The following is a 22,320-nucleotide window of genomic DNA, read 5'->3' as shown; positions in this document are numbered from 1 at the left end:
AGAAATACCGCATGTCGTAAAGACATGCGCGTATGGAAATTCGCTTAAATAACCGCTCGCGCCAGCCGATAGCCTCTTCAGCAAACCAATCCGCAGTTGGCATTACGCAACTGACAAACGTGCCGAGAGAGGATCCACAGAGTGTCCATAAAATTACGTTTGATTCTGCTGATTGGCACCGGCCTGCTCACCGCATTGATCATGAGCCTGGTCAGTTATCTGGGAAACACCCAGATGGCTGCAGCGGTGAATGACAACGAGGTCAGCATGACTGCGCTGCGTAATCACCTCGAAGCCGACATGATGCACGACGCGTTACGCGCCGACGTGCTGTCCGCGATGGTGGTGGGCTTGGGCAAAAGCACCAGCAGCAAAGCCGAGGTGCGCAGTTCCATCGAGGAACATGCGGCGCACTTTCGTAACATGCTCGGTGAAAACCTCAAACTGCCGGTCAACGACACCATCAAAACGGGCCTGAACAAGATCAAGCCAAGCCTCGACAACTACATCAGCGCAGCCGAACGGATCGTCGGGTTGGCGCTGGAAAATCCGGAGGCTGCTCAAAAAGATCTGGGCACCTTCAATACTGCGTTCAGCCAGCTGGAAGACCAGATGGCCGCCCTCAGTGAACTGATCGAAACCAACACCCAACAGACCAGCGCCGGCACTCAAAAAGTCATCAGCAACGCCAACTTCACCCTTGGCAGCGTACTCATCGCCAGCCTGTTACTGCTGCTCGCCCAAGGCCGCTGGGTGATTCTGAGCATCATGGGCCCGTTGCAGACCGCCAGCCGCATCGCCAACAGCATCGCCCATGGCAACCTGAGCGAACCGATTGTCGAGCCGACTCAGCAGGACGAAGCCAGCGCCCTGATTCGCAGCCTGGCGACCATGCAGCGCGACCTGCGCGGCATGATCGAAGTCGTGCGCAGCAACGCCCACGGCGTGAGTGGCATGAGTGAGCAATTGAGCAGTGGCTGTCACGAAGTGGCCGGTAGCAGCCAGCAGCAAAGCGTAGCGGCCAGCACCATGGCCGCTGCAGCCAGCGAAATGACCGCGAGCATCGAGGAAATCACCCGGCATGCCGAGCGGGCGCTGAACATGGCCAATCAGGCCGAGGCACTGGCCAAGGATGGCGGTCGGGTGATCCATCAGGTGGTCAACGACATGGACGGTATTGCGCGTTCGGCGCAGCAATCGGCCCAGGTGATCCGCACGCTGGACAAGGAGTCCGAGGGGATTTTCAGCATCATCCAGGTGATCAAGGGCATCGCCGATCAAACCAACCTGCTGGCGCTCAACGCCGCGATCGAAGCGGCTCGCGCCGGTGAGCAAGGGCGTGGTTTTGCCGTGGTGGCCGATGAAGTACGGAGCCTGGCGGGACGCACCAGCGCCTCCACCCAGGAAATTGCCACGATGGTTTCACGCATTCAGCAAAGCACCCGCGAGGCGGTGACCAGCATGGAGGCGGGCGTGGCGCAGGTCGACAAAGGCATGGCCGTGACCGCCGACGTCGAGCGCGCCATCCGCGAAATCCTCGACGCCACGCTGAACACCACTCAACTGGTCAATGACATCACCCGCACGATTGGTGAGCAGAGCCTGGCCAGCAACGAAATCGCCCATCAGGTGGAGATGATTGCTGGCATGTCCGAAGACAACAGCAAGGTCATTGGCCGGACCGCCACCACCACCGATGAGCTGTCCACCCTGGCGGGCAAACTCTCGCAGTCGGTGGATCGGTTTCGGCTTTGAGGCGTTAGAGGTATTTATCCGTGACGGCGCCTTCCGAGGCGCTGGACACGGTCTTCGCGTACTTGGCCAACACCCCGCGTTTGTACTTGGATTCCGGGCGCACCCAGCGGGTTTTGCGCTCGGCCAGTTCGGTGTCGGAGACATCGACCGTAATCTGCCGTGTTTCGGCGTCGATGGTGATCTTATCGCCGTCTTCAATCAGCGCGATCGGCCCGCCATCAAAGGCTTCGGGCGTGATATGCCCCACCACAAACCCATGTGAACCGCCGGAGAAACGGCCGTCGGTGATGAGCGCAACGTCCTTGCCCAACCCCTTGCCCATGACCGCTGACGTTGGCGAAAGCATTTCGCGCATGCCAGGCCCTCCCTTGGGGCCTTCGTAGCGGATCACGATCACATCGCCGGCCTTGACTTCGCCGTTGAGAATGCCGGCCAGCGCACCTTCCTCGCCGTGATACACACGAGCCGTGCCTTCAAAGCGCAGGCCTTCCTTGCCGGTGATCTTGGCCACCGCGCCGGTGGGCGAGAGGTTGCCGCGCAGCACCACCAAGTGCGAGTCCTTTTTGATCGGCTGGTCGAAGGGCAGGATCACGTCCTGATCCTCGGGGTAATCGGGTACGTTTTCCAAGTTTTCGGCCAGCGTTTTGCCGGTGACCGTCAGCGCATCGCCATGCAACATGCCGGCGGCGAGCATGCGCTTCATCAGCGGCTGGATGCCGCCGATGGCAACCAGTTCACTCATCATGTATTTGCCGCTGGGGCGCAGGTCGGCCACCACCGGGGAAACCTTGCCCAGCTCGACGAAATCATCCAGCGTCAGCTCGACATCCACGGCATGCGCCATGGCCAGCAGATGCAGCACGGCATTGGTCGAGCCGGCGAGGGCGATCACCACCCGAATCGCATTTTCAAAGGCCTTGCGGGTCATGATGTCGCGCGGTTTGAGGTCCAGCTTGAGCAGCTCCATCACCTGCTGGCCAGCGCGGAAGCTGTCCGAGGCCTTGTCGCTGCCGACGGCGTCCTGAGAGCTGGAACCGGGCAGGCTCATGCCCAACGCCTCAATGGCGGACGCCATGGTGTTGGCTGTGTACATGCCGCCGCAGGAACCGGGGCCGGGAATCGCCACTTCCTCGATGTGCTTGACCTGAATTTCGCTGATATCCCCGCGTGCATGTTGGCCCACGGCCTCGAACACGGAGATGATATCGGTGTGGCCGGCGCCCGGCCGGATGGTGCCGCCATAGACGAAGATGGAAGGGCGATTCAGCCGCGCCATACCGATCAGGCAGCCCGGCATGTTCTTGTCACAACCGCCTACGGTCACCAGACCGTCAAAGCCTTCGCAGCCGGCGACGACTTCAATGGAATCGGCGATAACTTCACGCGACACCAGCGAATACTTCATGCCTTCAGTGCCGTTGGCGATGCCGTCGGAAATGGTGATGGTGTTGAAAATGACGCCCTTGGCGCCGGCAGCATTCGCGCCTTTTTCGGCTTCAATGGCCAGCTTGTCGATGTGCATGTTGCAGGGCGTGACCATCGCCCATGTGGAGGCGATGCCGATCTGCGGTTTTTTGAAATCTTCGTCCGTGAAACCCACGGCCCGCAGCATCGCGCGGCCGGGCGCGCGTTCCACGCCGTCGACCACTTGGGAGGAATATTTGCGCAAATCGTCTTTGTCGCTCATGACTGCTCCTCACCGGCTCATCGAGAAAAATCAGAATCAGTATAGTGGACCCGGCGCCCGTGCCCGGACTATCAAGTCGGCAACAGACGCGCGGGTTTGTCCGGTCGTGATATTCTTCGCCTCAACTTGCTTTGACCTATTCAGTTTGCGCGTCCTTGAGACGCGCCAACAGAATCACTGTCGCTCAAGTAGCTGAAGCCAATAATGATAAAAAGTCAGTTCAGTAGGGACATATAAACTGAGGTCGATGGAGACACGTCGGCCTTGTGTGCCCACCCTCCAATCGTCATGTGCGAGAACCCACGACATCCTGCCTGAATGCCGTAAACAAGGGGCTCGTAAGTGAAGATGGAAGGGCGGATGGCGTTTTATCATAGGTGCTACACATGTTTAAAAAAATGAACACGGCCCTGCTGGGGCTGGCTTTGTCGATGGGGATCACGTCCGTTCACGCGGAAGAGGCAAAGAAAGTCGATGTGCTGCTGATCGGCGGCGGCATCATGAGCGCGACCCTGGGTGTTTGGCTCAACGAGCTGGAACCCGGCACTTCGATGGAAATGATCGAGCGCCTCGACGGCGTCGCCCTGGAAAGTTCCAACGGCTGGAACAACGCCGGTACCGGTCACTCCGCCCTGGCCGAGCTGAACTACACCCCGGAAGACGACAAGGGTAACGTTCAGATCCCGAAAGCCGTTGAAATCAACGAAGCCTTCCAGATCTCCCGTCAGTTCTGGGCCTGGCAGGTTCAGCAGGGCGTGCTGAAAAACCCGCGTTCGTTCATCAACTCCACGCCGCACATGAGCTTTGTGTGGGGCGATGACAACATCAAGTTCCTGAAAAAGCGTTACGAAGCCCTGCAAGCGAGCCCGCTGTTCGCCGGCATGCAGTACTCCGAAGACCCGGCTGTTATCAAGCAGTGGGTTCCACTGATGATGGAAGGGCGTGACCCGAACCAGAAAATCGCGGCCACCTGGAGTCCGGTCGGTACCGACGTCAACTTTGGCGAGATCACCCGCCAGTTTGTTGCGCACCTGCAGACCACGCCAAAGTTCGACTTGAAACTGTCCAGCGAAGTGCAAGACATCACCAAGAACGACGACGGCAGCTGGCGCGTCAGCTACAAAAACCTGAAAGACGGCAGCAAATCCGACACCGACGCCAAGTTCGTGTTCATTGGCGCGGGCGGTGGTGCACTGCACCTGCTGCAGAAGTCCGGCATTCCTGAAGCCAAGGAATACGCAGGCTTCCCGGTGGGCGGCTCGTTCCTGGTCACCGAAAACCCGACCCTCGCCGAGCAACACCTGGCCAAGGCCTACGGCAAAGCCTCCGTTGGCGCACCGCCAATGTCGGTTCCGCACCTGGACACCCGTGTCCTGGACGGCAAGCGCGTCATCCTGTTTGGCCCATTCGCGACCTTCAGCACCAAGTTTCTGAAAGAAGGCTCGTACCTGGACCTGCTGACCACCACCACCACGCACAACGTTTGGCCAATGACCAAAGTCGGCATCAAGGAATACCCGCTGGTCGAGTACCTTGCTGGCCAACTGATGCTGTCTGACGAAGACCGCCTCAACGCCCTGAAAGAATACTTCCCGAACGCCAAGGCTGAAGACTGGCGCCTGTGGCAAGCCGGCCAGCGCGTGCAGATCATCAAGCGTGATGAAGCTGCCGGTGGCGTGCTGAAGTTGGGTACTGAAATCGTTGCTTCCGCAGACGGCACCATTGCTGGTTTGCTGGGCGCATCGCCGGGCGCTTCGACTGCTGCACCGATCATGCTGACCGTGCTGCAGAAAGTGTTCAAGGACAAGGTTGCATCGCCTGCCTGGCAGGAAAAGCTGCATCAGATCGTGCCGAGTTATGGCACTCAGCTCAATGGCAGTCCTGAGAAGGTTGCACAGGAGTGGGCTTACACCGCCAAGGTGTTGCAGCTGACTCCGCCGCCGGTGATGGGTCGGGCGGTAGCCCCGACTGCTGCTCCGGCCGAAGCGCCTAAGGCGCCGAAGGCTAATGCTGCTCGTGATATGGCTCTGTAACTAGAGGCGTAATCGAAAAGCCCACTGAACCGGTAGCGGTCAGTGGGCTTTTTTGTGTCTGGTATTCAGCACGTGTTGGCCGCGCAAATCCGCGATTGTCTGGGCGATTGACGACTGCGCTGATCGGTCGCGAGTCATTGAAGCAACCGATCCGTCTCGGTCTGGTGGGCAACGGCAAGATCGCCCAGGATCAACACGTTCCAGCAATCAACGCCAACTCCGCGATCCTGTTGGTATCTGTCGCAACGCAAGGGCAGCCCTGCGCCGTGGTAGCGAACTTTCAGTCCCTGAGCGAGCTGCTCGAAAACGGCCCAGGTCTCATGCTGAGATTGTGAACGTCAGTGGGTGACCAACAGTTCCGGGCCGAGGTAGTCGTTGATGTGGTCGATATCGTCGTCGCCCAGACTGCCCACCGAAGAGGCCAGGCGCAGGCGCGACATCAAGTAGCGCAGCTTGGCCTCGAACAGATCGTGGCGCGCAACGAAGAGCAGCTCTTCGGCATTGAGGACATCCGAGTTGGTGCTGGTGCCTCCTTCTTTGAAGCCTTTGCGTGTCGAAGTCAGCGAGCGTTCGTTGGACTCCACGGCCCTCTCCAGCGCTTGAATACGTGTGGCGCCGCTCTGTACGCCGCGATACTCACGGGTGGTGCCGGAGATGACTTCCTGGCGCGTGGCGTCGAGTTCGTCCAGGGCCTTATAGCTATTGGCACTCGCCTGGCGTGTCAACGCGCTGGTGCCACCACCGTTGTACAACGGGAAGTTTACTTCCAGCCCGATTGAGCCGTAGCGGTTGCGTTGATTGAGCTCGGAGATTGATTGGCTATCGCCCGCGGTGTAGCCGGCAACGAAATCCAATGTTGGCCAGTGGCCGGCCCTGGCGCGTTTCACTTCTTCTTCGGCGAGGTCGCTGCTATGACGGCGCGCATGGATCAGCGGGCTGTCGCTCTGGGCTTTGACCAACCAGTCCTGCAGGTTGCTCGGTAGCAGCGGTGGCGTATTGAAGCTCGGACGCAAGGTGGTCAGGGATTCGGGGGTTTCACCGATATATTCCTCAAGCTTGCGGCGCGCGTTGACCAGGTTGTCCTGCGCTTCGATCAGCTCAACCGCGGCGAGGTCGCGGCGAGCGACCGACTCGTCGATGTCGGTGACGGTGCCGGCCCCCAGCTCCATGCGCCGTTTCGCCGAGGCGAGTTGCTCATCGAAGGCGCTCAGCTTGGACTTGGCGAGGACGATGGTTTCGCTGGCCAAAAGCACGTCGAAATAGCTTTCGGCGAGGCGCACCGCGGCGTCCTGACTCTTGGCATCGAACACCGCGACGCTGTAGTCCGCACGCTGTTTACCCTGGCGGTACTCGGCCATTTTCTGTTTGTTGAACAGTGGCTGGCGCAAGCGCACGTTAGCGCCCTTGGAGTCGTAGTCGAGATCCCTTTCGACGCCGCTCTGGCGCTGGGTACCATTGACCTTGTTGTCGTAGGCCGAGGCACTGATCTGCGGTAGCAGGCCGGCCTGGCCGATGGCGCGGTTTTCCAGGCCGGCGTCTTTTTCATGCACAGCGGCGCGGTAGACGGGGCCCTGGTACTGCAACAGATCCCAGGCTTGTTTGAGGTCCATGGCGCTGGCCGGGAGGGACAGCGCCAGCAGGCAGAAGAACAGGCAATGACGGTCCATTTCATTGTTCCTTGAAGGAGCTGTCGACACGTTCGAGCATTGGTTTGAGGAGATAGCTCATCAGGTTGCGCTCGCCCGTCTTGATGGTGACGCTGGCGGGCATGCCGGGACGAATGTGATTGCTGCCAAGCAGGCTCATACCATCGGGAGTGACTTCTACCTGAGCCAGGTAGAACGGTTCCTTGCTTTCCTCGTCGAGCAGGCGGTCGGCGGAAACGGTTTTCACGCGGCCGGGTATGTTCGGCGTCTGGGAATGGTTGAAGGCCGGGAAGGCAATGTCCACGGCCAGGCCGGGGACCATCTTGTCGATCGCCTGCACCGGAATCATCGCGTCGACCTGCAGCGGTTCATTGTCCGGAACGATTTCCATGATCTTGAAGCCGGGCTGAATGATTCCGCCGATGGTCGCAATGCTCAGGGACTGGACCATGCCATCGATCGGCGAGCGAATTACCGTGTGGGTCACTTCATAGTCCAGCGCACGCAAGCGGTCGGCCAGGGTGGTGTTTTCCTTGGCGGTGTCGGTGAGCTGCGATTCGACTTCCTTTTGGTAATCGTGTTGGCGCTGCAGGATGCGCAGCTTGATTTCGGTGGTCTGGCTACGTACGCGAGCGATGTTGTTGAGGTTCTCGGCCTGGCCGGCGGAGAGGTCGGCATTGCTGCGTTCCAGCTCAAGCAGGCGGTTGCGCGGCACATAGCCTTCGGCCGCCAGCACGCGGGTGCCTTTCAGTTCCTGGTTGAGGAAGTTGATCTGCGAGGCGCGGGAGCCATAGACCTGCTGCAGTCCCTTGAGCTGCACCGCCGACGCCGCGAGGTTTTCCTGCAGGATGCTGATTTCGCCAGCGAGGCCGGCGCGCCGGGTGTCCAGCAGGCGTTGTTGCAGATCCATGGCGGCCACCAGGCGGTGGTCATTCCCGAAGCGCTTGAGCAATTCAGGATCGTAGTTCACCACATCCCGGCCGTCACGTTCCGCTTCCAGGCGGTTTTCCACCGTCTTGCTGACGATGTACTGGGCGCTGACCGCACCCTGTTCGGCAACGGCACGCAGCGAGTCGAGGTGGACCACCTCCTGGCCTTTTTTCACGGCATCGCCTTCGCGAACAAGAATGGCCTCCACGGTGCCGCCGCTCAGATGCTGCACGGCTTTGCGATTGCTGGTGACTTTGACCGTGCCGGTCGCTACCACGCCGGCATCCAGCGGCGCCAGCCAGGACCACAGGAGGAAGCCGCCGAAGCCGGCGAGCACCAGCAACATGCCCCAGCGCACGGGTTTACCGACGTCCAGATCCACCTCGTTCCTGGGATCGATCTGAATCATCTCGGTTTGTTGGCTCATTTGCATGATCAGTCACTCCCGTGCTTTGACGGAGGCCAGCGGAGTCGACGCGCCTGCAGGCATCACAGTGGCCTTGCGCAGCGCTGCGAATACTTCGTCGCGAGTGCCGAGCATCTGCACGCCGCCGTCGCGCAGCATCAGCACCTTATCGACGGCGCAGAGCACATTGGGACGGTGGGAAATCAGAATGACGGTGGCGCCGCGATTTTTGAGTTGGGCCAACGCATCGACCAAGGCCTTTTCACCGACGTCGTCGAGGTTGGCGTTCGGCTCATCCAGCACAATCAGATTGGGTTCTCCATACAGCGCGCGGGCCAAGGCGATGCGTTGCTTCTGGCCACCGGAAAGCGGGCTGCCATCGGTGCCCAGACGGGTCTCATAACCCTGCGCTAAACGCAGGATCATCTCGTGCACTCCAGTCGTCCTGGCGGCCCGGATGACCGCGTCGCTGTCCACTTCGCCAAAGCGCGCTATGTTGTCGGCGATGGTGCCCTCGAACAGCTCCACGTCCTGTGGCAGGTAACCGAGCCAGGGGCCAAGTTCGCCCTTGTTCCAGGTGAATACGTCCGCACCGTCCAGGCGCACCTTGCCGGCCTGTGCCGGCCAGACGCCGACCAACAGGCGGGCGAGGGTGGATTTGCCCGAGGCGGATGGACCGATAATGCCAAGGCTTTCGCCGGGGGAAAGATTGAAGCTCACCCCGCGCAGAATCGTGTTGCTGGTGCCGGGGGCACCGGCATATACATTCTCCACCGCCAGCATGCCCAGCGGCCGCTGCAGCGACATGCTCGGTGGCCGGCGCGGATACTCGTTCAGCATCTCGTTCAACCGGCCCCAAGCCGAACGGCAACCCAGCAGCTGCTTCCACGACGCGATGACTTGTTCCACCGGGGCCAGCGCGCGGCCGGTGAGGATCGAGCAAGCAATCATCATCCCGGGGGTGATCTTGCCTTCGATCGCCAGCAGCGCGCCGGCGCCGAGGATCAGCGACTGCAATGTGATACGCACGAAGCGCCCGGTGCTGCTGATCAGGGCGGCACGGTCGGAGGCCAGGGTCTGCATTTCCAGAATGCGCAAATGGCTTTGGTACCAGCGTTTGCCGATCGACGGCAGCATGCCCATGGCCTCGATGACTTCAGCGTTGCGCAGGTTGTTGTTGGCGTAGCTGGCGGAGGAGAGGGCGGCCTGATTGGCTTCGGCCAGCGGCTTTTGCGTCGCCTTCTCGGTGAGATAAGCCAGGCCCACCAGAATCAGCGAGCCGATCAGCGTGATCAGTCCGAGCAGCGGGTGGATCAGATAGGCGACCAGCAGGTAGATCGGCGTCCATGGCGCATCAAAGAAAGCGAACAGGCCATTGCCGGTGAGGAACTGACGCACCTGCGCGAGATCCTGCAGGGCCTGGGCCGGATTACCTCCGGCGCGGTTCAGGTTGCGCTCGAATGCTGCGGTGAAAATGCGTCGATTGAGGTCCATGTCGAGGCAGTTGCCGACCCGGATCAGCACGCGGGTGCGGAACATTTCCAGCGTGGCCATCAGCAAGAACAGGCCTATCACCAGAATGGTCAACATCGTCAACGTTGTGACGTTGCGACTGACCAACGCCCGATCATAAACCTGCAGCATGTACACGGCAGGCGTCAACATCATGACGTTGATGACGCCGCTGAACCCTGCCAGCGAGTAAAAACTGCGGCGAAGTCGAAAAAGCGCGTCAGCCAGTTCGGATCGACTGCTCGACTGTTTGTGCATTTGGGTGACCCCTCTTCGAAAAGCCGTTTGCCCTTGCGGCGCAACAGCTAACAGATGTAGATCCGCAGGCAGCTGATCGATACGCAGGGTGGTCGCTCTAGGGCGAATCTCCTGCAAATCTCTGCGGAACTTTTCCTAGGCAGCAGCGTAGGTGGCGGCGACACAATCTGAAATAACATTTCGCTCTAATGCTGCAATTAACTGCCTATAAGTTTTTAAAAAACAGTTGGTTGAGAGGTCAATTACCAATCGTCTGGTTTGCGCGTCGTAAAATTGACAATTTTTCACTATGCACCTTTAGTCTTATCCATTGAGGGAACCACCCGCCTGAAGCCTGTCAACTTTTTGGCAACGCAAGGCGCGATGATTTTCCCGAGGGAGCACACCATGTCGATTATTTCGTTCTTCTGCAGAGTGAAGGGGCTGTTCCGGGAATTCGCCTTTTCTTCAAGTTTCCATGGCCCACCCAGGGCTCGGATTCGCTCTGCCTAATCGCTCAGCGAACCATTCTTTCGCGAATTCCAGGCGCGCATCCCGGGGGGCCGTGTAACGGCTTTGCCTTCCCGCGACAGCGCTCGCCCAAAAAACAACCAACACACTGCGCAAGCCAGCACCTGGCTGGGCGCGGGAGGATTCTTATCGTCCCGTGTCCTCCCCACAGAGATCGAGGGCAATCTAAATGGCCAATTTCAACAAGTCGGACCTGGAATTCATCCTCAAGCAAATCTTCATCGCAGAAGCGCATGCCGACGGCGCCAGCCTCAGTGATTTGCTACCCAACAGTCAGGTGCCATTCGGCCTGCGTACCGTCGATGGCAGCTACAACAACCTGGTCGCCGGGCAAACCGAATTTGGCGCCGCGGACAATTCTTTCCTGCGCCTGCTGGATGCCTCTTACAGAGCGGCCTATGCCGGGACCGGGTCGGTGATCGACCCGCAGCCGCGGATTATCAGTAACCTGATCAATGATCAGACCGCCAGCAACCCGGCCGCGGTTGCGGCGAACGGCGGTGCAGACCCGGTGATCAGCCCAGGTTTCGATGGTGTGTTCGGCACGGCCGACGACAAGGAAGTGTTCTTCATCCCCAACCAGTCGCCGGACGTTGGTCTGACCGCCGGCTTCAACTCGTGGATGACCTTCTTTGGCCAGTTCTTCGACCACGGCCTCGACCTGCTCAGCAAGAGCAGTACCGACGTCGTGTTTATTCCTTTGCAGCCGGACGATCCGTTGTTCGTGCCGGGCAGCCCGACCAACTTCATGGTGCTGTCACGGGCAGTGCGTACGGCTGGCGCGGACGGAATTGTCGGCACTACCGATGATGGCCAGCCCAACACCACTTCGCCGTTCGTAGATCAAAGCCAAACCTACAGCTCTCACCCGTCGCATCAGGTGTTCCTGCGTGAGTACGTCCTCAACGCGGCCGGTGACCCTGTTGCAACGGGGCGCCTGATTACCAACCGCGATCTCGGCGCCGATGGCAGGTTTGGCACTGCCGACGACGGCGACGGTGAAAATGGCGGCATGGCGACCTGGGCAGTGGTCAAGGCCCAGGCCCGTGACATTCTCGGCATCAACCTGACCGACGCCGATGTGCACAACGTGCCGTTGCTGGCAACCGATGCGTATGGCAGCTTCATTCGGGGCTCGAGCGGTATGCCGCAGGTGGTGATGCGCATCAGTAACGGCGCTGACGGTATCGCCGGGACGGCTGATGACGTCACGCAACTGGTCGAAGGCAACCGGGATGCTCCGATCAGTCTGGCCAGCGCCGTGAGCACCGGGCACGGCTTCCTCGACGACATCGCCCACAATGCCGCGCCGGTAGTCGTCGGCGGGGTTCTGCAGGCGGATGCCGACGCCGATATCGGCAATGCGCAGCCCGTTGGCGCGGGCGGTAAAAACCTGACCTACGACAACGAACTGCTCGACGCTCACTACATTGCCGGCGATGGCCGGGCGAACGAGAACATCGGCCTGACCGCCGTGCACCATGTGTTCCACTCCGAGCACAACCGCCTGGTCCAGCAATCCAAGGACACCCTCCTTGCCGCCGGCGATCTGGCGTTTCTCAATGAGTGGCTGGTCGACGACGTGGCCGCGATACCGACTACACCCGCCGAAATCGCAGCATTGGTGTGGGACGGCGAACGGCTGTTCCAGGCCGCCAAGTTCGGCACCGAGATGCAGTACCAGCATCTGGTGTTCGAGGAGTTCGCGCGGACCGTTCAGCCGCAGATCGACGAATTCCTTGCCCCCAACGGGTATGACACCTCGATCAACCCGGCCATCCTCGCCGAATTCGCCCACGTGGTGTACCGCTTCGGTCACTCGATGTTGACCGAGACTGTCGATCGCTTCGACCCCGAATTCAATCCGCTCCTCACGGACCCGAACAACCCGGACTCGCAACTCGGTCTGATCGCGGCCTTCCTCAACCCGCTGGCGTTCGCCGGCAGCGGGGCTACCGCGGACGAAGCGGCAGGCGCGATCATTCGCGGTGTGACCCGCCAGCTCGGCAACGAGATCGACGAGTTCGTCACCGAAGCGTTGCGCAACAATCTGCTCGGTCTGCCCCTCGATTTGCCGGCCCTGAACCTGGCGCGTGGTCGCGACACTGGCATCCCCACGTTAAATGAGGCGCGGCGTGAGTTCTACCAATCAACCGGTGACAGCCAACTCAAGCCGTACATCAGTTGGGCTGACTGGGCGGACAACCTCAAACACCCCGAGTCGTTGGTCAACTTCATCGCGGCCTATGGCACGCATGACACCATTACGGCCGCGACTACGCTGGCAGGCAAACGCGATGCTGCCCTGGCGCTGGTATTCGGTGGTGCCGGTTCGCCGGCTGACCGCCTGGACTTCCTCAACGGCAGCGGTGCCTGGGCCAACGTAACGAAGGCCGGCAGGGACGGGGTACTGGGTACCGCAGATGACCTGACGGGTGTAACGATCACGGGCGTCGACGACATCGACTTCTGGGTCGGGGGCCTCGCCGAGCAGAAGATGCCGTTCGGCGGGATGCTCGGCTCGTCGTTCAACTTCGTGTTTGAGACCCAGATGGAGGCGTTGCAGAACGGCGACCGCTTCTACTATCTGTCGCGCGTCGCGGGGCTGAACTTCGGCACCGAGCTGGAGAACAACTCCTTTGCCAAGCTGATCATGCTCAACACCGATGTCACTCACTTGTCGAACACCGTGTTCCTGACGCCGACGTACACCCTGGAAGTGAATCAGGCCAATCAGTTCACAAACCTTGGCGCGGGCGGCAAAGCCGATCCGACGGGCGGCTTGATGATTAACGGCGTGGAAATCGTGCCGCTGGTGATCCGCGACAACCCCAACACCGCGGGTGCGGACAGTAATTATCTGCAATACACCGGTGAAGACCATGTCGTCCTGGGCGGCACCGCCGGCAATGACATCATTGTCTCCGGTGATGGCGATGACACCCTTTACGGCGACGGCGGCAACGATCGCCTCGAAGGCGGCGCCGGGAACGATGCGGTACTGGGTGGCGCGGGCGATGACATCATCACCGACTCGTTCGGCGACAACCGTCTGGAAGGCAACGCCGGTAATGATGTGATCGTCGCCGGTAGCATGCTGGTGGGAGGCAACCTCATCCTGGGGGGCGATGGCCAGGACTTCATCATCACCACCGAAGACGTCAGCATCACCTTCGGCGGTCAGGGTGACGATTTCATCCTCGGCGCCAAGACCAACCTGCCAGCCACCGGCAACGAAGGAGATGACTGGATCGAGAAGGGCACCCAGGACGGTGCACCTGGCGATAACGCCTCGCCGTTGCTCAATGACGAGACGATCGGCAACGATATCTTTGTCGGTGGTGGTGGCTTCGACGAAATGATCGGCGAGGGTGGCGATGACATCTTTGTCGGCAGCGATGCCCAGGACAATATGGACGGCATGTCCGGTTTCGACTGGGTAACCCACAAAAATGACAGGGTCGGCGTGACCGTTGACCTGACCATGGCCGCGCTGGCGCAGCCACACGGCAACGCGCCAAACCAGAACAACGGGCCGTTCAACCCGGTCGGCGCGTCGCCGGCCTCGATCCTCGACCGTTTTGCCGAGGTCGAAGGCTTGTCTGGTTCGCAATTCGGCGATGTGCTCAAGGGCGATAATGTTAATGCGGTCACTATCGTCGACCACGGTGGCACCACGGGCAGTGCGCTGACCAATGTGGCGTTGATCCGCGGACTGGAGCAGTTTCTGGCCGACGCCGGTTTGCCGACCACCGGCTTTGCCACGGGCAACATCATCCTGGGTGGCAATGGCAGTGACCTGATTGAGGGCCGCGGTGGTGATGATCTGATTGATGGCGACAAATGGCTCAACGTCAGGATTGCGGTCTATGACGCCGGTGACGTCAATCATACCGGCCCCGAGATTGCCACCTTCGACAGCATGGTCGACATGATTCCGTTCATGATCGATGGCACGTATAACCCGGGTCAGCTCAAGGCCGTGCGGGAAATCCTGCCGGGCAGCTCGACGGGCGGGGCGGCTTTCGACACCGCCATTTTCTCCGGGCTTCAATCCGAGTATGTGGTGACGCGTGACACCCGCGGCACGGCCGATGTAGCGGACGATGTCTGGACGGTGACCGATACCGAAGTGGGTCGCGACGGCACCGATACCTTGCTGCATATCGAACGCCTGCAGTTTGCCGATACCCAGCAAGTGCTGGTGCCGGGGCTGAATGCACAACCGCTCGGCAGGCCAACCGTCACGGATGCAAACGGCGGCGCAATCACAGTGGGCGATACGCTGACGGTGAACGTGGCCGGGGTGCGCGATGCGAACAACATCGCGGTGGGTAATCTGCAGGGTTTTATCAACAACGCCTCGGTGTCCTACTTTTGGCAGTTCGAAGCCGACCCGGGCACCGGCATTTTCGAAGACATCATTCTGCTGCCTGCCGGTGACCTGGCATTCCAGAGCGCGGACGGCACCGCCTTCAAGGTCTCGCCTGATCTTGCCGGGCTGTCACTGCGGGTCAAGGCGATCTATCAGGATGGTCATGGCACGACTGAAGTGCTGTTCTCGCAGCCGACTGCCGTGGTGGAACCCGGCGCGCCGGTTGTGCCGACGGCCCAGACACCCGTCGTCAACGCCACCGAGGGCGGCGAGGGCCTTCACATGGTCCGCTCCGACCTCAACTTCATCCTTGATCAGATCAAGATTGCCGAGGCGAACGCGGCGGGTCAGGACATCCTTTCGCTGATCCCGAATATCCGCGCGCCGTTGGGCCTGCGTGCGGTCGATGGCTCGAACAACAACCTGATGAACCTCAACGGCATCAACAACACCGAGTTTGGTGCCGCCGATAACGTCTTTCCGCGCGTGACCGATCCGGTCTTCAATCCCGCGGAAGGTGCGCCTGCCGGCTTCTTCGGCCCCGGCTCGCCGGCCATTCCGGGATCGTCGTATCAGCAGACCAGCGGCTACGTGTTTGACTCGCAACCGCGCACCATCAGTAATCTGATCGTCGACCAGACGTCGAACAACCCGGCGGCCTACGCCACGGCTTACGACCCGGGTGCGGACGGTGTGCTCAACTTCGGCGCGGAGGATAACGACGACGTGCTCAAGGATGGCACACGGATAGTCGCCAGCCCCGGCATGGATGGTCAGTTCGGTACTGCCGACGACCACGATGTGTACCTGTTCGAGAACACCACGGCGGATGCAGGGTTGTCCGCGCCGTTCAACGCCTGGATGACCTTCTTCGGGCAGTTCTTCGATCATGGTCTGGACCTGCTGACCAAAGGCGGTTCGGGCACCATCTTCATCCCGCTGCAACCGGATGATCCGCTGTATGTGCCAGGTGGCCACACCAACTTCATGGTGCTGACCCGCGCGACCAACCTGCCAGGGGCGGACGGCGTTCTCGGCACGGCCGACGACATCCATGAACACACCAACACCACGTCGCCATTCGTGGACCAAAACCAGACCTACAGCTCGCACCCGTCGCACCAGGTGTTCCTGCGCGGTTATGAGCTGACCGACAACGGCCCCATCGCGACCGGCAGACTGATCACTAACCGTGACCTGGGGGCGGATGGCAAGTTTGGGACTGCAGACGACAGCGAAATCGGTGGTATGGCGACCTGGAAGGTGGTCAAGGCGCAGGCCAACGACATCCTGGGTATCCGCCTGACCGATGCCGACGTCAATAACTCGCCGCTGTTGGCGACCGACGCCTATGGCAATTTCATCAAGGGGCCGAACGGCTTCCCGATGGTCGTGATGAAGGGGGTTGACGGTCTGGGCGGCACGGCTGATGACGTTCTGGTCGAAGGCAATCCGCTTTCCCCCATTAGCCTGACCAATGCGGTGCGCACCGGTCACCAGTTCCTCGCCGACATTGCCCACAATGCAGCGCCGGTGTTCAGCAGTGGCGTGCTCGTGCCTGACGCGGATTCCGATATTGGCAACGCAGTGCCGGCCAATCCGCACACCGGGGCCAACCTGGCCTACGACAACGAGTTGCTCGATGCGCATTACATCGCTGGCGACGGCCGGGTCAACGAGAACATTGGCCTGACCGCGGTCCATGCGATTTTCCACTCCGAGCACAATCGGCTGGTCGCGCAGACCAAGGACACCGTGCTCGATTCGGGTGACCTGGCCTTCCTCAACGAGTGGCTGCTGACCCCGGTGAGCGGTTTACCCGCCAACCAGACGGAGATCGATGCGCTGGTGTGGAATGGCGAGCGCCTGTTCCAGGCTGCCAAGTTCGGCACCGAGATGCAGTATCAGCATCTGGTGTTCGAGGAGTTTGCCCGGACCATCCAGCCTAACGTCGACCTGTTCTTTGCACCGACCCAGGTCTATGACGTTGACCTCGATGCCTCGATCGTCGCCGAGTTCGCCCACACCGTGTACCGGTTTGGCCACTCGATGCTGACCGAGACCGTCGATCGCTTCGACGTCGATTTCAACGTGGTCGGTGATCCGAACAGTGCTAATCCTGATCAGCAACTCGGCCTGATCGCGGCGTTCCTCAACCCGTTGGCGTACGCCGCCAGTGGCGTAACGCCCGAGGATGCGACCAGTGCGATCGTGCGTGGGATGACTCGGCAAGCCGGTAACGAAATCGACGAGTTCGTCACCGAGGCGCTGCGCAGTAACCTGCTCGGCCTGCCGCTTGACCTGCCGGCGATCAATATCGCCCGTGGCCGCGACGTGGGGATTCCTTCGCTCAATGCGGTCCGCCGCGACATCTACAGCCAAACCGGTGATACCCAACTCAAGCCGTACACCAGCTGGGTCGACCTGGTGCAGCACCTCAAACACCCAGAGTCGTTGATCAACTTCATCGCGGCCTATGGCACTCATGACACGATCACGGCGGCGACCACGCTGGAAGGCAAACGCGCTGCAGCCCTGGCGCTGGTATTGGGTGGTACGGGTGCGCCGGCTGACCGTCTGGACTTCCTCAACGGCACTGGCACTTGGGCCAACGTGACGCGGGCCGGCAAGGATGGGGTGCTGGGGACTGCCGACGATCTGAGAGGTGTGACCGTTACGGGCGTCGATGCCATCGACCTCTGGATCGGCGGCCTGGCCGAAGAGAAAACTCCGTTCGGCGGCATGCTCGGCTCGACCTTCAACTTCGTGTTCGAGAACCAGTTGGAAAAACTGCAGGACGGTGACCGCTTCTACTATCTGGAGCGTACCGCTGGCCTGTCGATGAATGCCGAACTGGAAAGCAACTCGTTCGCCAAGCTGATCATGGCCAACACCTCGGCCACGCACTTGCCGGGGCTGGTGTTCTCGGACCCAGGGTTCTATCTGGAAAGGGACCAGAGCAAGCAGTACAACGATGGCCTGGGCAACGCCGATCCGCTTGGCGAGAATGGCGAGCAGGTGGTGTTCCGCGACAACCCGCTGACGGCGGGGCCGGACGCCAACTACATCCGGTACTCGGGTGAAGAGCACATCGTGCTAGGCGGTACCAACGGCGCAGACATCCTCGTTTCGAGTGAAGGTGATGACACGGTCTGGGGTGACGGCGGCAACGATCGCATCGAAGGGGGTGACGGCAACGACCAACTGCGCGGTGGCGCCGGCGACGACATCATCACCGACCGCGGTGGCGACGATAACATCCAGGGTGGCGACGGCAACGACGTGCTGCACGGTGGCAATGGCGTCAACCTGATCATTGGCGGGTTCGGTAATGACTTCATCGTGACCGGTGAAGACGCTTCCGAGGCCATTGGTGGCCACGGCAACGACTTCATTCTGGGCAGCAAAGCCAACGAACAGGACATGGGCAACGAAGGCGACGACTGGATCGAGAAGGGCACCTCGGACGGTGCACCTGGCGACAACTTCGACCCGCTCGGCAACGACCCTGTCATCGGCCACGATGTGTTCATCGGCGGTAACGAGAACGATAAGTTCAACGGCGAAGGCGGCGACGACATCATGGTCGGCAGTCTCGGCTTCGGTGACCGCTATATCGGCGGCTCCGGCTATGACTGGGCAACCTTCAAGGGGCTCGCCCAGGGCGTGACCATCGATTTCACCGACCGCTTTTTCAATGTTCCGCCGGTACCGGGTTCGGGTGCTTCGGCGCAGGTGCGTTTCGACATCATGGAAGGTCTGTCGGGGTCATCGCACGGTGACTTCCTGCGCGGTGATAACGAAGATGCCACCTCGCTGCCCACTGCGGGTGCAACCGGCAGTGTGTTGACCAACATTGACCTGATCGACGGCCTGGCTGATTTGCTGCCCGCCGGAGCGACGTTCTTCGACGGCGGCAACATCATCCTCGGCGGTAGCGGCAGCGACCTGATCGAAGGTCGCGGTGGTGACGACATTATTGACGGTGACAAGTGGCTGAACGTACGCATCAGCGTACGGGCGAACGCTGACGGCACTGGCGCGGAAATCGCCACGTTCAACAGCATGGAGCCACTGGTGCCGTTTATGCTGAACGGTACTTACAACCCGGGCCAGTTGGTCATCGTGCGGGAGATTCTGACCGGCAATGACAGCTTCGACACTGCGTTGTTCTCCGGTAATGCAGGGGAATACAGCGTCGAGATCGATGGCGACACGGTCATTGTGACCGACTCGGTGGCGGGGCGTGATGGCGTCGATCGCTTGACGGGCATCGAGCGACTGCAGTTCGCTGACGTTGCGCAGTTGTCCGGAGTGGGGACCGCGCAAAACAACGACCCCTCGGGTCATCTGGCAATCCTCGATGCTGCCACCGGTGTGCGTGACGAAACGCCGGTTGCTGGCCAGTTGTTGCGCGTCAGTGATCGGGCGGTACACGACGCGGACAACCAAAGCGTGACCAATCCGACCGGCGCGGTGACCGGTGGGGTGGCTTACTACTGGCAGGTCGAAACCATTGCCGGCTCGGGCATCTATGACGACATCACCTTCGTCGCCGCTGGCGAGGCATCGCGGGCGAGCGGCACCACCTACCGGGTGACGGACGATGTGGCGGGTCTGAACATCCGCGTTCGGGCGGTGTACCAGGATGCCAAGGGTACGCTGGAGATCGTCGACTCGTCTGGGAACAGTACACCGACCGAAGGGCCGACCATAACCGGGCTTACCGTGCAAAACCAACTGTTGACCGCTGACCCGACGAGCATCATTGACCTCGATGGCCTGAGCAATCCGCAGTTCACCTACCAATGGCAGGCGAACGACGGGCTTGGCTTCGTCAACATCGCCGGCGCTACCGCTAGCACGTTCGCGCTTGGCCAGGCTCAGGTCGGCCAGGAAGTGCGCGTGGTGATGGGTTACGTGGATGACTTCGGTGTGGCCGAAAGCGTTTCGTCCAACATTCTGGGGCCGGTGGACAACGTCAACGATGCACCGACTGAAGGGCCAACCGTAACTGGGCTTGCAGTGCAGAACCAGCTGTTGACCGCTGACCCGGCGAGCATCATCGACATTGATGGCCTGAGCAATCCGCAGTTCACCTACCAGTGGCAGGCGAGCAACGGGCTTGGCTTCGTCAACATCGACGGCGCTACCGGTAGCACGTTCGCGCTTGGCCAGACTCAGGTCGGGCAGGAAGTGCGCGTGGTGGTCGGTTACGTGGATGACTTCGGTGCGGCCGAAAGCGTTTCCTCCAACATCCTGGGGCCAGTGGCCAACGTCAACGATGCACCGACAGGCGCGTTGCTGATCAGCGATACGACACCGGATCAAGGGCAGGTGCTGACCGCGCTGACGGCTGGGATTGCCGATCCGGATGGGCTGGGCACCTTCAGCTTCCAGTGGCAGCAAGGTGTCGGCGCGTCCTTCACCGACATCAACGGCGCCACCGCTGCGACCTTCACCCCTGGTGCGGCGCAGGTCAATCTGCAACTGCGAGTGATCGTGCGCTACACCGATGGCTTCGGTACGCTGGAGTCGGTGACCTCGGCGGCGACGGTGGCGGTTGCGGCACTGGGCGTGGTGCTGCAGGGCAACGAGTTGGCGAACACCCTCACCGGCACCCCAGGAAACGATGTGCTGCTTGGCCTGGGCGGGAACGATACGCTGAATGGCCTCGCCGGTATCGACCAGTTGTTTGGCGGCACTGGCAACGACATCCTCAACGGCGGAGACGACAACGACGTCCTCAATGGCGAGGACGGCAACGACACCCTCAACGGTGGGCTCGGCGCGGATGCCATGAACGGCGGTGCTGGCAACGACACGTTTGTGGTCGACAACGTCGGTGACCTTGTCACCGAGGCGCTGGGTGGTGGTACCGATCTGGTGCAAACCAGCCTGACGAGCTACCAGCTCGGTGCCAACGTCGAGAACCTGACCTATACGGGCGCCGGTAACTTCACCGGTACCGGTAACGCGCAGGCCAACACCATCACCGGCGGGGTGGGTAACGACTTCCTCAATGGCGGTGCAGGTGCTGACCGGATGTTGGGGGGCGCCGGCAACGATACCTACGTCGTCGATGCAGCCTTAGACGTGGTAGTCGAGGTGGCGGGTGGCGGTACGGACACCGTGCAGACTTCGCTGGCCAGCCACACGCTGGGCGGTAATGTCGAGAACCTGACCTACACCGGAGTCGGCAACTTCGTCGGTAACGGTAACGGGTTGAACAACGTCATCACCGGCGGGGTGGGTAATGACACCCTCAATGGTGGCGGCGGCAACGACCAACTGTTCGGTGGCATTGGCACGGATACCCTGAACGGTGGCACTGGCAATGACTTTATCGATGGCGGTACTGGCAACGATACGGTCACTGGCGGTGCCGGCAACGACATGATGGTTGCCAGCAGTGGCAACGATATCTTCATGTTCGCAGCGGGCTTCGGGACCGATCAGATCATCGGCTTCGATGCCGACGCGGTGGGAGGCCAGGACCGGCTCGATATTTCCGCGTTCGGCGTCACTGCTGCGACCTTTGCCGGCAGCGTCATCATCACCGATGTCGGTGCGGATACCTTGCTCAGCTACGCAGGACCTGACTCCATCCGCCTGGTCGGTGTGGCCGATGCAACAACCGTCACTGCCGCAGACTTCATTCTCGCCACTTGAGGTCCTGATCAGTACTGTTGCAGACGCTTGGAAAGCGGAGGGGAGGGCATGGACGCCCTCCCTTTTTTTAATCGGTTTTCGACACACCCGCCGCCTGTCACCCAAACGTGATGAATGGTTCCCACTGACTCTTAACTGCTGAACAAGCCGATAAGACTCCAGGCTGCCCCTATCGAAAAAATGAAAAGAATGAGAACCAGCGTGAGGATTAGCGGCTCGATGCGCATGAAAGTAACTCCTCAGAAGGGCTAGCAATGCGCGCCTGATCTTCGGCGCAGGTGTTTTTCAAGGCAACGGTTGCCTGTACAAGGAGTGCCCCAGGAAAGCTGTTTTTCCAGTGGTAACAGCTTCAAACTCGCAATTAATGCGCTAGTGAACGCACAGCATTCTCTATGCCAAAAAATTGAACAGCCTATAATTCCCCGCTTGCGGGGCAGCCTGATTCTGTGGCCAGTGCTCCAGCAAAAAAGTTGAAATAGGATGCGGGTCATACAGCCCATTTATGGGGGATTTCTCTTAACGTGGGCGTGGCAAAA

At 60.6% G+C, this 22,320-nt stretch carries 7 protein-coding genes and 1 pseudogene; 4 read left to right on the top strand and 4 right to left on the bottom strand.

Translation table 11 applies throughout. The features are described from left to right. The first annotated feature begins 141 nt into the window (after window positions 1-141). Entirely contained in the window at window positions 142-1,755 is a 1,614-nt protein-coding gene (locus QK293_RS05150; RefSeq protein WP_282376017.1) for a methyl-accepting chemotaxis protein, read from the top strand. Window positions 1,756-1,759: 4 nt separating this feature from the next. Here the strand turns inward: QK293_RS05150 and ilvD are convergent, their stop codons facing one another. Next, on the bottom strand, window positions 1,760-3,442 hold the full coding sequence (ilvD, locus tag QK293_RS05145) for a dihydroxy-acid dehydratase (protein ID WP_282376015.1): 1,683 nt from the start codon (window positions 3,440-3,442) through the stop codon (window positions 1,760-1,762). Between the two features lie 386 nt (window positions 3,443-3,828). Between ilvD and mqo the strand changes: the two genes are divergently transcribed. Next, window positions 3,829-5,475, top strand: coding sequence for a malate dehydrogenase (quinone) (mqo, locus tag QK293_RS05140; protein ID WP_282376013.1), 1,647 nt, complete (start codon window positions 3,829-3,831; stop codon window positions 5,473-5,475). Window positions 5,476-5,612: 137 nt separating this feature from the next. Further along, window positions 5,613-5,786, top strand: a pseudogene (locus QK293_RS05135) (gfo/Idh/MocA family oxidoreductase); the annotation flags it as partial. Between the two features lie 27 nt (window positions 5,787-5,813). Here the strand turns inward: QK293_RS05135 and QK293_RS05130 are convergent. From QK293_RS05130 to QK293_RS05120, 3 genes are read right to left on the bottom strand one after another with little or no spacing between them, the layout of a single operon-like run. Next, window positions 5,814-7,142 carry a TolC family outer membrane protein gene (locus tag QK293_RS05130; RefSeq protein ID WP_282376011.1) on the bottom strand — a complete coding sequence of 443 codons (1,329 nt, stop codon included), beginning with the start codon at window positions 7,140-7,142 and terminating at the stop codon, window positions 5,814-5,816. Between the two features lies 1 nt (window position 7,143). Beyond that, on the bottom strand, window positions 7,144-8,484 hold the full coding sequence (locus QK293_RS05125) for an HlyD family type I secretion periplasmic adaptor subunit (protein ID WP_282376009.1): 1,341 nt from the start codon (window positions 8,482-8,484) through the stop codon (window positions 7,144-7,146). A gap of 6 nt (window positions 8,485-8,490) precedes the next feature. Then, on the bottom strand, window positions 8,491-10,227 hold the full coding sequence (locus tag QK293_RS05120) for a type I secretion system permease/ATPase (RefSeq protein WP_282376007.1): 1,737 nt from the start codon (window positions 10,225-10,227) through the stop codon (window positions 8,491-8,493). Window positions 10,228-10,906: 679 nt separating this feature from the next. Here QK293_RS05120 and QK293_RS05115 point away from each other — a divergent pair. Then, complete coding sequence (locus tag QK293_RS05115) at window positions 10,907-21,784, top strand: peroxidase family protein (RefSeq protein WP_282376005.1); 10,878 nt, start codon at window positions 10,907-10,909, stop codon at window positions 21,782-21,784. The last annotated feature ends 536 nt before the right edge of the window (window positions 21,785-22,320 follow it).

It is taken from the genome of Pseudomonas sp. AL03 (genome assembly GCF_029960815.1).
Taxonomy (GTDB): domain Bacteria; phylum Pseudomonadota; class Gammaproteobacteria; order Pseudomonadales; family Pseudomonadaceae; genus Aquipseudomonas.
This window is presented reverse-complemented; position numbering and strand designations above follow the sequence as displayed.